Annotated in this window: 12 protein-coding genes; 9 read left to right on the top strand and 3 right to left on the bottom strand. The window is 58.3% G+C overall.

The genetic code is table 11. From position 1 onward, the window contains the following. The first annotated feature begins 4 nt into the window (after window positions 1-4). The 4 genes from arsC to arsK are packed head-to-tail and all read left to right on the top strand — an operon-like array spanning window position 5 to window position 3,430. Window positions 5-430 carry an arsenate reductase (glutaredoxin) gene (arsC, locus tag KIO76_RS24300; RefSeq protein ID WP_213326152.1) on the top strand — a complete coding sequence of 142 codons (426 nt, stop codon included), beginning with the start codon at window positions 5-7 and terminating at the stop codon, window positions 428-430. A 9-nt stretch (window positions 431-439) separates the two neighbouring features. Then, the gene (gene arsB, locus KIO76_RS24295; protein WP_213326151.1) at window positions 440-1,495 is read left to right on the top strand and encodes an ACR3 family arsenite efflux transporter; all 1,056 of its coding nucleotides are present in this window, start codon (window positions 440-442) and stop codon (window positions 1,493-1,495) included. Then, the gene (gene arsH, locus KIO76_RS24290) at window positions 1,495-2,205 is read left to right on the top strand and encodes an arsenical resistance protein ArsH (RefSeq protein ID WP_213326150.1); all 711 of its coding nucleotides are present in this window, start codon (window positions 1,495-1,497) and stop codon (window positions 2,203-2,205) included. Before arsB ends, arsH begins: the two co-directional genes overlap by 1 nt. 1 nt (window position 2,206) lies before the next feature. Continuing rightward, window positions 2,207-3,430, top strand: coding sequence for an arsenite efflux MFS transporter ArsK (gene arsK / locus KIO76_RS24285; protein WP_213326149.1), 1,224 nt, complete (start codon window positions 2,207-2,209; stop codon window positions 3,428-3,430). A 694-nt stretch (window positions 3,431-4,124) separates the two neighbouring features. Here arsK and KIO76_RS24280 read toward each other — a convergent pair. Continuing rightward, complete coding sequence (locus KIO76_RS24280) at window positions 4,125-4,472, bottom strand: RidA family protein (RefSeq protein ID WP_213326148.1); 348 nt, start codon at window positions 4,470-4,472, stop codon at window positions 4,125-4,127. Between the two features lie 127 nt (window positions 4,473-4,599). Beyond that, window positions 4,600-5,436 (bottom strand): IclR family transcriptional regulator, encoded by an 837-nt coding sequence (locus KIO76_RS24275; RefSeq protein ID WP_213326147.1) that lies wholly within the window; start codon window positions 5,434-5,436, stop codon window positions 4,600-4,602. Between the two features lie 184 nt (window positions 5,437-5,620). On the opposite strand from KIO76_RS24275, the gene KIO76_RS24270 reads away from it, so the two are divergent. The 4 genes from KIO76_RS24270 to KIO76_RS24255 all read left to right on the top strand — a co-directional run bounded on the left by KIO76_RS24270 (window position 5,621) and on the right by KIO76_RS24255 (window position 9,674). Further along, window positions 5,621-6,223, top strand: a complete 603-nt coding sequence (locus KIO76_RS24270; protein WP_213326146.1) for an alpha/beta hydrolase — start codon at window positions 5,621-5,623, stop codon at window positions 6,221-6,223. Between the two features lie 103 nt (window positions 6,224-6,326). Then, a complete protein-coding gene (locus KIO76_RS24265; RefSeq protein ID WP_213326145.1) occupies window positions 6,327-7,799 on the top strand; it encodes an ABC transporter substrate-binding protein in 1,473 nt (490 codons plus the stop codon). A gap of 61 nt (window positions 7,800-7,860) precedes the next feature. Further along, the gene (locus KIO76_RS24260) at window positions 7,861-8,778 is read left to right on the top strand and encodes an ABC transporter permease (protein WP_213326144.1); all 918 of its coding nucleotides are present in this window, start codon (window positions 7,861-7,863) and stop codon (window positions 8,776-8,778) included. Next, entirely contained in the window at window positions 8,778-9,674 is an 897-nt protein-coding gene (locus KIO76_RS24255; RefSeq protein ID WP_249730022.1) for an ABC transporter permease, read from the top strand. The genes KIO76_RS24260 and KIO76_RS24255 overlap by 1 nt, the downstream gene beginning before the upstream one ends. Window positions 9,675-9,844: 170 nt before the next feature. Here the strand turns inward: KIO76_RS24255 and KIO76_RS24250 are convergent, their stop codons facing one another. Then, window positions 9,845-10,855: an alpha/beta hydrolase gene (locus KIO76_RS24250; RefSeq protein ID WP_213326143.1), complete on the bottom strand. Its 1,011-nt coding sequence runs from the start codon at window positions 10,853-10,855 to the stop codon at window positions 9,845-9,847. Window positions 10,856-11,035: 180 nt separating this feature from the next. Here KIO76_RS24250 and KIO76_RS24245 point away from each other — a divergent pair, with 180 nt between their 5' ends. Next, window positions 11,036-12,334, top strand: a complete 1,299-nt coding sequence (locus KIO76_RS24245; protein WP_213326142.1) for an NAD(P)/FAD-dependent oxidoreductase — start codon at window positions 11,036-11,038, stop codon at window positions 12,332-12,334. Window positions 12,335-12,405: the final 71 nt, after the last annotated feature.

Below are 12,405 nucleotides of genomic sequence, written 5' to 3'. Positions count from 1 at the left end.
CACGATGGAAGTCATCATCTATCACAACCCGGATTGCGGTACGTCGCATAACGCCTTGGCAATGATCCGCAATGCCGGTGTCGAGCCGCATGTCATTGAGTACCTGAAGACGCCGCCGTCGCCGGTGTTGCTGAAGCAGCTCATCGAACGTATGGGCGTCTCCGCCCGCGCGCTGCTGCGTGAAAAGGGAACTCCTTACGTTGAACTGGGCCTTGGTGACTCAACGCTCACAGAAAGCCAGCTCATCGACGCGATGGCCGCCCATCCGATCCTCATCAACCGGCCGATCGTTATCAGCCCAAAGGGCGTGCGGCTGTGCCGCCCTTCCGAAGAGGTGCTTGATCTGCTGCCGCCGCAACGGGGCGAGTTCATCAAGGAAGATGGCGAGCGCGTCGTTGACGAGCACGGCCGTCGTGTCGCGACGGCGTGAGAAGAGCCCATGTCCACCTTTGAACGCCACCTTACCGTATGGGTGTTTTTGTGCATCGTCGCCGGTGTTGCGCTTGGCCATGTGCTGCCGGGCCTATTCCACGCGATCGGCGCGGCTGAAATCGCCAAGGTCAATCTGCCGGTCGCTGTCCTGATCTGGTTGATGATCATCCCCATGCTTCTGAAGATCGACTTTGCCGCGCTTGGCGAGGTGGGTCGTCACTGGCGCGGCATTGGCGTGACAGTCTTCGTCAATTGGGCTGTGAAGCCCTTCTCAATGGCGCTGCTGGGATGGCTGTTTATCGGCTGGCTGTTCCGCCCGCTGTTACCGGCAGACCAGATCGAAAGTTATATTGCGGGGCTCATCATTCTCGCCGCCGCGCCTTGCACGGCCATGGTTTTCGTATGGTCAAACCTGACGAAGGGCGAGCCGCATTTCACACTAAGCCAAGTCGCTCTCAACGATGCCATTATGGTGATCGCCTTCGCACCGCTTGTTGGTTTGCTGTTGGGGCTCTCCGCAATCATGGTGCCGTGGGGCACGCTCGTGCTGTCGGTCATCCTCTATATCATCATCCCGGTCGTCCTCGCACAGGCCGTGCGGCGGTACCTTCTGGCGAAAGGCGGGCAAGCCGCTCTTGAGAGGGTGCTCTCGAAGCTTGGACCGGCATCGCTGGTTGCGCTCCTCGCGACGCTTGTGATGCTCTTCGGCTTTCAGGGTGAGCAGATCATCGCGCAGCCCTTGGTCATCGCACTCCTTGCAGTGCCAATCCTCATCCAGGTGTATTTCAACGCGGGGCTTGCCTATCTGCTGAACCGGCTCAGCGGTGAGCAGCACTGCGTCGCTGGGCCATCGGCCCTCATCGGCGCATCCAATTTCTTTGAGCTTGCCGTCGCAGCCGCAATAAGCCTGTTCGGTTTCCAGTCCGGAGCGGCACTTGCAACGGTTGTCGGCGTGCTAATTGAAGTCCCTGTCATGCTTTCGGTGGTGTGGATTGTGAACCGATCAAAGAATTGGTACGAGCGCGGCCGCAAGCCGGTGACCGTCGTCGAGGCGAACCGCTGATGTTACATGACCTTCCGAATGTCGATGCCAATTGCATCGAAATACCCCGCGCTGACCAACTGAGCACAAGGCCATCCGCCCATCCGCCTCGCATCTTGTTGCTCTACGGCTCGCTACGTGAGCGTTCATATAGCCGATTTTTGACGCTCGAGGCTTCACGTCTGCTGGCTCATTTTGGGGCCGAGGTACGCATCTTCGATCCGCGTGGCCTCCCATTGCCGGATGATGCCGCGGTTGATCATCCAAAGGTTCGGGAGTTGCGGGACCTATCCCTCTGGTCAGAGGGCCAGGTCTGGACGAGCCCGGAACGCCACGGCGCAATGAGCGCTGTGATGAAGGCGCAGATCGATTGGATTCCCCTTTCGGTCGGCGCTATTCGCCCCACACAGGGCCGAACATTGGCGGTCATGCAGGTTTCGGGTGGCTCCCAAAGTTTTAATGCAGTCAATCAAATGCGGGTGCTTGGCCGCTGGATGAGGATGGTGACCATCCCGAACCAATCGTCCGTCGCGAAGGCCTATCAGGAGTTCGACGAGGGCGGCCGCATGAAGTCTTCCTCGTATTATGATCGGGTCGTCGACGTGATGGAGGAACTGATCAAGTTCACTCTGCTGACGCGCGATGTCTCTGGCTATCTCACCGACCGCTATAGCGAACGCCGGGAGATGGCGAAGAATAGGGCAGCGCAGGTCAGCCTCGAGATCATCTGACATGGGACGTTGGATAGACGTTGTTGCGCTTGGCATAACGCAAATCATCGGCTACGGAACACTCTACTACAGTTTCAGCATTCTCTCGCCGGCCATGGCGCGCGACTTCGGATGGCCGAATGATTGGATTTTCGGGGCGCTCTCCGTCGCGCTGCTGACGGGCGGCCTGGTTGCGCCGAAAGTGGGCCGCTGGATCGATCGTTTCGGCGCAGGCCGCGTCATGGCGATTGGGTCAATGTTTGCGGCTCTATCGCTTGTCGCCTGCGCGGCGGCACCTTCCGGAAAGGCGTTCGTACCAGCCCTATTCGCCATCGAAATCGCCGCGACGCTCGTTCAATACGGGGCGGCATTCGCCCTGCTGGTCCAGCGCCATGGAGGAAGCGCCCAACGCAGTATCGTATATTTGACACTGATCGCGGGCTTCGCTTCGACTATATTTTGGCCCCTGACGACGTGGCTGCACAGTTTCCTAACATGGCAGCAGGTTTACCTTGCTTTCGCGGTGTTTCACCTCGCTCTGTGCCTGCCGATCCACCTGTCGCTGGCGCGTCCGGTGTCCGCCCCCATTGAAGCAAGCCACACCGAAACCAAACGCGCGCAATCGCAGTTTCATGGTAGTCTCACCCCCAAGGCTCGTGGCAAAGGCTTTTTACTGATGGCGATTGGCTTTGCATTGCAGAGCTTCGTCAGTTCGGCAATCCTCGTGCATATGCTACCCATGCTGGGAGCGCTGGGTCTCGGCCTCTCTGGCGTTGCCGTCGGCGCCCTGTTCGGACCGTCTCAAGTTGCAAGCCGTTTCATTAATATGATGTTCGGCAAAGGCTTATCTCAGCTCAACCTGGCCGTTATCTCGGCAGCACTTTTGCCCCTCGCTCTCATTCTTCTACTCCTGACGGCACCGTCCTTCGCCGGCGCGATGCTGTTCGCGGTCCTGTTCGGAATGGGCAATGGACTCTATAGCATCGTCGGCGGAACGCTGCCGCTGGCGCTATTTGGGGCAGAGGGCTACGGCACCCGTCAGGGGCAGCTCATGTCCGTGCGGCTGATTGCCGGATCCGCTGCGCCGTTCGTCTTCGCGCTCATGATGGAGCAAATTGGCATAACCGGAACGCTTTCGTTGATCGTCGTCCTCGGAGGGGGCTCGATATGCGCGCTCTTGGGAATAGTGCAACTCACCCGCAACCTCGCCGTGGAAGCTGGAACCGGGCAGGCCACCTCTGACTAATTCATTGGCGAAATGCGCTGTGTGCCGGGTTCAGGCTACCTGACAGAGCAGAGCCATGTGGAGATTCGAGACAAAATTCAGAAAGCTCGATGCCTTCCCGCGGCAAAGGTCTCGATGCGCCGTGTGTCCGCGCCCGAAGAATACCGCCACCGTTACAACCCAGCTGGTCATCTTGAGATTGTCGCCGAGGAGGTGGACAAGGTCAGCGGTCCGACGCGTTAAAGGCCGGACCAGTGTCTTGCGCCTGAACAGTTAAACCCTCTGCTACCAGCACGGCTGGAGCCGCTGCAAATATCGTGCTCAGCAGCACGCCGCATCGGTCAAGAGCATCCTTGCCGTTGTGGCGTCGTCGATCGTCATGCTGCTATCTGGAATAGTTGTAGAGAAAATGCAAGAATGAAGTGACGGGTGGCGCGAGGTTGCGTTGTTGCGCGTGGTGAGGCTTGTTCTTGTTACTGGATCCCGCTTCTCTCGCGGCAACCCTACTTCTTTGTATTTTGCTGAGGGACACCGCGCCGCTCGCCTTCTTGGCCGACGTCAAGCCGAGAGGGATCAGTGAATACCGCTATGCGCGCCGGCAATGTCCTTAGGAGCCGCTAGCGGCATTCCCCCTCCCGGCGCGCTATCCACACGTTCACGCGCGATCCCGGACACATCCTGCCAGTGCCGTGATCGTTTCCTTCTGCGGCTTGGCTCAGGCCAACCCTTCTGCCATCATCTCTACCAAGCTCCCCTGCCCCGCAAGCTTGGACTCGACCGTCGCCCTAGCGGGGAGATGATCGCGATCCGCCCAGCTTTCCCAAGCTTTGTTCATGGCGTCAAAATCCTTGATATCAGCGAGCCAGATGTTCACTTTAACCAGCTTCGACTTGCTGCTGCCAGCTTTCGCTAGGTAGCCGTCGATCTGAGCAAGAATATCAAGGGTCTGCTCAGTCACGCCTCCCGACTTGTCGCTTGCTGTCAAGCCGGACAGGAAAACAAAGCCGTTCGCCTTGACGGCTTTACTCAGCCGGCCGGTGCTATCGATACGTTCGATGTCCATAAGGTGGCTCCATAGTGCCCGCGGCGAGCGCGCGCGAAGGTCGCGCCTCTTCCACTTATAGAGCATAGGAAGCGATCCACTTCAAGCGCATGTCGCTTTCAATTATCGACATACGATTTCCATGGCATCAGCCCGCTATGGCAGTTGTGATCTGTCGCGCTGCCTCGGTCACGATCGGCACAATTTTCGAACGCAGGTCATGAAATGACCAGCGACTCGTCGGCGCGGAAATGTTGATGGCTGCCACGACGCGCTTTCGTGGGCCAAAGATCGGGGCGGCGACAGAATACTCGCCCTCGAACATCAGCTGATCGGCGATCACATAGCCATCCTTACGTATTTCAACCAGCCACCGCTGCAAATCGGGGATATGCGTCACCGTCTGCTTCGTATAGGATCTGATGTCACAAGCTTCAAGGACGTGGGCCGCCTCCTGAGGATCGCTCGAAGCGAGGATCATGAGACCTGGGGCGGTAGCATAAACGGGTAAGCGCGACCCCACATTGATATTGATCGCGACGACCTGCCGACCGGGAATGCGGGCAACGCAAACGACCTCATGACCATCGAGCTCGGTCAGGTTGACCGTTTCATCAGTCTCACTGTTGCAGCGCCGCAGGACCGGCATTGCCGCTTCGACCAAGTCAGAGCCGGCGAGGTAATTGCGAGACAGGCCGAGGATCTTCGGTGACAATCGATAGATCTTGCCGCGTTCATCTTTGCGAAGATAGCCGAGGCTGTGCAGCGTCGCTACCGCGCGCTGCACAGCGCTCTTACCTATATCGGTCGAGGCGGCAATTTCCGTCAAATTCAAGCCGTCGCGGCTGTCGGCGAAGCACTCGAGCACCTTCAATCCCTTGGCCAGGGACGCAACAAACAATCCGTCCTCACGGTTGTCACCGTCGTCTGATCCACTGTCGTTGCCAAGATCCGGTCTGCTGACCGGCACTGCGCGCTTCCTCACGAGCTTCCCCTGCTCCCGTCGTCCCTGCTCCTGCCTACGATGTAACCGATCGGGATGCGTGTTGCAAAGATGCCAAAATCCGCTTCGGGTGAAAGCATAAGATGATTTCTAAAATCGTATTGCGATTTGGCCGGTGGATGCTATCATTCTCAGAAGTGCCGGCAGATGCGCTGCGAGAGGCGATATGTTCGACAACGCCATGCAGATTTACAAGGAGATGATCCGGGACGCCGATGGCGGATCAGCGGGCAAATCGCGCCATCCGGAGACACGCCGCCGTCAATGCAAGGCGATGGCGGACGTGTTCAAGAAAGCGAGGCCGCCACAACTGGCGGATGTCGACAGTTTCATCGCAGCGCAGGCACGCGAAACACCAATCCCTGTCTACCCGCCGGATGGTGACAGTCCCATGTCAACCCTCGTGTATATGAACGGTGGAGGCTACCGGCCGGAAAGTCCTTCCTGCCACGATACGGGGGTCGCAAATCTTGCCGCGGCGGCTGGTGTGCACGTGTTCGCCGTGCATTATCGTCGGCCGTCGGAAAATCCATGTCCAGCTGCCATCGACAACGGGTATCCGCCGGCGATCATCCATATCGCAGAACTCGATCCGTTGTTCGACGAGGGTATGATCTACCACGAACGTTTGCGCGACGCGGGCTGCCTGTCCACTTTGCTGGTCGCGGACAAGTTGCTGCGCAGCCCTCTTCGTGCGGTGCCGGCATCGGCCGAAGCGCGCGCCGCGGCTGACGCACTCTATGGCACCATCCGGCGGACACTCGGATAGCCACGGCCGCGCGCTCACTTCAAACACACTGCCAATATAACAAACGTTTGGAAGGGGAACTTCTGTGCTGCGAAATCTCAGACGATATTCGGCGGCAGCTGCGATGCTTCTAGCGGCTGCCACAACCGCACATGCCGGAAAAAGCAATGACACGCTCAACGTTGTCTGGGACCGCGAGCAGACGACGTTAGATGTGTATTACTTCACGGACCACTCCGGTCTCACCGTCATGCATAATGTGTGGGATGGCCTGATCTATCGTGATCCTGCCACCGGTCAGTACTTGCCGCTCCTCGCGACCGCATGGGACTGGGAAAGCCCGACCAGTTTGGTGATGTCATTGCGCGAGGGCGTCAAATTCCACAACGGTGAAGAGTTCGATGCAGACGACGTGGTCTATACCATCAACTACGTGACGAATCCAGACAACAAAGTCCTGCTTCTACAGATGGTATCCTGGCTCGATAGTGCCGAAAAGATCGATAAGTACAAGGTCCGCGTTAGGTTGAAAAAGCCGTTCTCTGCGGCGCTCGAGTATTTGGCGACAGGCGTTCCGATCTATCCAAATGAGTATTATGCAAAAGTCGGCACGGCCGGCATGGGCAAGCATCCCATCGGCACTGGTCCCTACAAGGTCGTGTCCTTCACGCCGGGCCGGGAGTATACACTCGAGCGTTATGACGACTACATGAGTGGGGTTCCCAAGCAGAAGGCCGCCATCAAACGCGTAGCCGTTCGGACGCAGAAGGACAACAATATCATGATCGGCGAGCTCATGACAGAGCGGTCCGATTTCCTGTGGCGGCTGACGGCGGACCAGAGCGATCAGCTTGAGCGCATGCCGAATGTGCGCGTGGTCCGCTCGCCGACCATGCGCATCGCTTTCCTCGTCTTCGACACGCTCGACAAGGACAGCCCCTTCTCGAAGCCGGAGGTGCGTCAGGCCATCGCCCATGCGGTGAACCGCGACGCCATCGCCAAGAACCTCGTGCGCGGCGCCGCGACTCGCCTGGACACCGTCTGCTACCCCATGCAGAACGGTTGTCCCACGACCGTGCCGATGTATAACTACGATCCGAAAAAAGCGAGGGAAATGCTTGCAAAAGCAGGCTATCCGGACGGCTTCGAGACGCCCATTGCCGGAACGAGTGATCGCCATATTACAGAGGCGGTCATCGGCGATCTCCAAGCAGTCGGCATACGGACGAAGCTTGATTTTCTTGTCTGGGCGACATTCCGCGATCGGTGGGTGAAGGGCGAGATGCCGCTGTTCCATGCAAGTACAGGGTTCTGGGGCATTGGTGATGCGTCGATCGCGTTTGGCACCTATTTTGCCGACATGCCACAGGATCTCTCCCGGAACCCCGAGGTGACCGACGCGATCAACAAGGCCAACCTTACCTATGATATGGCGGAGCGAAAGGCACTCTACACAAGGGCTCAAGATATAATTCTGGAGAATGCTTACTGGCTGCCGCTGGTCACGATTACGAACAACTTTGCGTTCTCCAAGAACCTGAACTTCGATCCGACCTTTGACGAGATAAACCGCTTTTACACAGCCAGTTGGAAATAGGTTGGATGCGGATCGCGGGAGTGCGTCCCACCGCCGGCTTCCAACATCTAGAGGGTTCATCATGGCGCGTTATGCCCTCCATCGTATAATTCTTGCCGTCCTTGTCGCAATCACAGTGTCGATCGTATCGTTCTGTCTGCTCAGGTTCTCGACCGATCTGGCACAGGCACTCGCTGGCGAGTCTGCCACTCCGGAGCAGGTTGAACAGATCAGGGTCGCCTACGGGCTGGATAAGCCGCTGGTTATTCAGTATTTCCAGTGGCTAGGGCAGGTTCTGAGCGGCGACCTCGGTCAGTCTTACTATTTCCGGGAACCGGTCAACCGGATCATCCTTGAGCGCATGCCGGTGACCTTCACGCTCGGTTTTACTGCACTGCTGCTGGCCATCATCGTGGCGATGCCGCTCGGCGTCGTCGCAGCGGTGCGGCCGAATTCGCTCGTTGATCGGCTTGCACTCTCGGCCGCGGTTCTCGGGCAGGCGATGCCGAGCTTCTGGCTTGCGCTGATGCTCGTCTTCTTCTTCTCGATTCAATTGCGCTGGCTCCCGCTTTCAGGCTCAGAGACCTGGGAGGGCTTTGTTCTGCCGTCGATTGTTCTCGCCTATTACGCTGCGCCGGCCATTATGCGCCTGACGCGCGCGGGCATGATCGAGGTTCTGCGGTCGGACTACATCCGAACCGCCAAGGCAAAGGGACTCAGCCCCCGCAAGATCTTGCTAAGACATGCGCTTAGAAACGCGGTCATCCCTGTCGTCGCGCTGGCAGCGGTCCAATTCGGCTTTCTGCTGGGCGGATCAACAGTGATAGAAACGGTGTTCGCGCTCCACGGCATCGGCTATCTCAGCTGGGAATCGATCCAACGTGCCGATTTTCCCGTTGTGCAGTCGATCGTGCTCCTGTTCTCCCTCATCTTCGTGGTCCTCACTCTCCTCGCAGATCTCCTAAACGCTTATCTCGACCCACGACTGAGGATGCGGTGATGGCTATGGCGCATGTTAGCGTTTCGGCGAGCCAGGCCGCGGGTGCACCATCCCAGATCCGGCGATGGCTTCGCCAACGCGGCCTCCTCATTGGTGCCGCGATCCTCACGCTGGCGATTGTGATGGCGTTGGGAGCCTCCTGGCTCGCCCCGGCGGATCCCTATCTCCAGAACCTCGCGGAGCGGTTGCTGCCTCCCGTTTGGGACGCGCAGGGGAGCTGGGAGCACATCCTCGGGACGGACCAGCTTGGGCGCGACTATCTCAGCCGCATCATCTATGGTGTGCGCGTCTCGCTGATGATAGCTTTCGGCACCGCCATCATATCCGGCATCATCGGAACCACGCTCGGCGCCCTCGCGGGATATTTTGGTGGCCGCGTTGATCTCGTCATCTCTTTCATCATCACCGTCCGGCTCGCCATGCCGGTCGTGCTCGTGGCGCTCGCGGTTGTAGGACTTGTCGGCAATTCCCTGCCAACGGTTATTCTCGTGCTCGGCTTCCTCCTCTGGGACCGCTTCGCAGTGGTTACGCGGTCGACCGTGATGCAGATCCGTAATCTCGAGTATATCGCGGCAGCAAAATCGATCGGCTGTACGACGCCGCGCATACTCTTGAGCTCGGTACTGCCGAACGCAGTGAATGCAATCGTTGTCGTCACGACGCTTGAAATGGCGCATGCGGTGCTCCTGGAAGCCGCGCTCTCCTTTCTCGGGCTCGGCGTTCAGCCGCCCGTTCCTTCGTGGGGCCTGATGATCTCGGAAGGTAAAGACTACGTGTTCTTTACACCCTGGGTGATCGCCATTCCCGGCATCGCGCTGCTGATCCTGGTGCTTGGCATGAACTTTCTGGGTGACGGATTGCGCGACGTACTATCTCCCAGCAGCCGTGATGACTGACGCGCGTCGGTAGGGCGCACTGGGCGGCGATCTTCCGGACCGGCGATCTGCAAGAGGTTCGCGCCACATCGTCGGTCGCTTCATAGGGCTCGACAAGATCACGCCTATACAAGTCTGACAAAGAAAAGCGGCCGGGCGGCCGCTTTCATCAAAGCCGTTGGCGCTACGGCTCAAGCGGCCGGTATACGCATTCCGGAGCGAACCGCCTGATAAAGAATGCGGGCTTCCTCTCGTGCTTCTGGCGATATGGTCACGGCTCGCAGGAAACTGTGTTCAAGGTTCTCTGCCACACGTACGATGGCCTCGCCACCGGCAGCCTTGATGCGCTCTCCATAGAGTAGGCCCTCGTCGTAGAGGGGATCAAGCTCGGCGACATGAATGAAGGCTGGCGGCAAACCGGCATAATTCGTTGCTTGCAAAGGAACGGCGTAGGGATCTTTGGTCTCAAGATTGCCCGACAGATAGGCGTTCAGGTAAAACTCGAGATCAGATTTATTGAACTGAGGATCATGATTGATACGGAGATAGCTGTCAGTATTGATATCCGTGTTCATGGGGCCAGGATACAGGAGGATCTGCATCGCAAGCTTAGGCCCGTTACGATCACGCGCCATCATGGACAGCGCAGCGGTCAGTCCGCCACCGGCGCTATCTCCCGCAATGGCGAGGCGATCAAGATCGATGCTATACCGCTCAGCGTTCTGGCGCGCCCAGTTCAGGATGAAGAAGCCGTCGTCGACTGCAGCAGGATAGGGATTTTCCGGAGCGCGCCGATAGTGGACCGCAATGACTTGCGCGCCCGATCCGACCGCTAGATTAGCAACGACTGTATCGTGGGTGTAGAGGCTCCCAGACATGTAACCGCCGCCATGGAAATAGACAATTGTTGGCTGCGGGCCCTCGTACCTATGCTGATAGATGCGAATGGGGATCTCGCGTCCAGGAGCGGCAACGAACCAGTTCAGAATGGTAAGGTTTGCAGGATAGGGCTCCTTGAAGACATCCGCATAAGCCTCGAATTGTGCCCTCCGCTCATTGGGATCACGCGGGCGAGCGCTATTGCCACCCCTCACATCCCGCACCCTCTTCTTGTACTCCGTCATCGCATGCTCGCGCATTGTCCTCTCCGTTTCTTTGCTACGCTGGGTCGCGTTGGTGAGCGCGTCTGCTGTCAGGAACATTGCTGAACGCCTCCGAGCTTCAAGTTATCCGAAGGAACCGATTGTGAAAAGCGCATAACGATAGAAATTCCGGATCGACGTAAAAAGGTCATTTGATTCTCGCCATTCTCCCGTATATTCGATTTTGAATATCGTTATCCGCTACCTTGCCCATCTGCATCAGGGCCAGTGGGGTGCTCCATGAACATGAATTCGATCTACGTGGATAATCTCAAGCTCACCCCCTACTGGTGGGAGGCGGCGCCGCGCGCAGAGGTGCAGTGCGAGGAACTGCCCGCGCGGGCCGATACCGTGATCGTCGGATCCGGCTATTCCGGCCTAACCGCGGCTGTAACCCTTGCCGAAGCCGGCCAAAACGTTGTCGTGATTGACGCCGGTGCTCTCGGCGTGGGGGCGAGCACACGTAACGGCGGCGCGATCGGGGCCACATTGCGCTATTCCTTCGCCACGCTTGTTGGCAAAGTCGGGCTCGAGAATGCCGTCCGGTTTTATAAGGCGGCGGTCCGGTCACGCGAGTTCGTTTTCGATTTGATTGAAAGTCGCGGCATCGACTGCGGATTGGAACGCTGCGGACGCTTCTACGGGGCTCACAAGCCGGAGGACTACGAGAGCCTTGCCCGCGACATGGATTTGCGCACCAAGCACCTCGGCGCTACCGCTCATATGGTTTCTCGCGCCGAGCAGCGCGCCTACGTGGGTACGAATGAGTATTTCGGGGGGCGCTTGATGCCTGAGGATGGGCATCTTCACCCGGGCCTTTATCACGACGGTCTCGTGGATCAGGCAAGACGAGCGGGGGTGACGCTCGTTTCAAACTGCCGGGTCAAATGCATTGGCGGAACGCTCGGGCAGTTTGACATCGACACACAGCAAGGAATGATCCGCGCGAAACGCGCCATTGTCGCAACAAACGCCTACACCGGTGCTGAGTTCGGCTGGTTTCGCCGCCGCCTTGTTCCGATTCAGAGTCAAATCATCGCGACAGAACCACTACCACCTGATGTGGTTGGCAGCGTGATCCCGCGGGGGCATCAAATCGGTGATACGTGCAAACTTCACAATTACTATCGAACCTCGCCTGATGGGACACGTATATTGTTTGGCGGCCGCTCGGGAGCATCCCAAGTGAATGATTTCCGCCGCAGTGGCCGTTCGCTCCATCGCCGCATGCGCACGCTCTTTCCTCAGCTCGAGCCCTACAAAATTACCCATAGCTGGGGCGGCTTCATCGCATTCACCTTTGATCATTTTCCCCACATGACCGAACGAAACGGCATCCATTACATCGGTGGCTGCTGTGGCAGCGGCGTCGCGATGCAAAGCTATCTGGGGCACGAAACCGCGAAAAAGCTTCTCGGCGGTTCGTGGGAACAAGCGTTCGATCGCCCCTACGCTACCCAGATGTTCTATACAGGCAACCCATGGTTCATGCCGGCGATCATCGGGTTTCTCGAGGCCCGCGACCGCCTGCGAATCTAGAAGCGCCGGTAGGCCGAGCGGCCGTAGGCAGCCGCCCCCGATATCCCCGCACTCCCATCTGGTCTTGCGTG

This window comes from Chelatococcus sp. YT9 (assembly GCF_018398315.1).
GTDB lineage: Bacteria > Pseudomonadota > Alphaproteobacteria > Rhizobiales > Beijerinckiaceae > Chelatococcus.
This window is presented reverse-complemented; position numbering and strand designations above follow the sequence as displayed.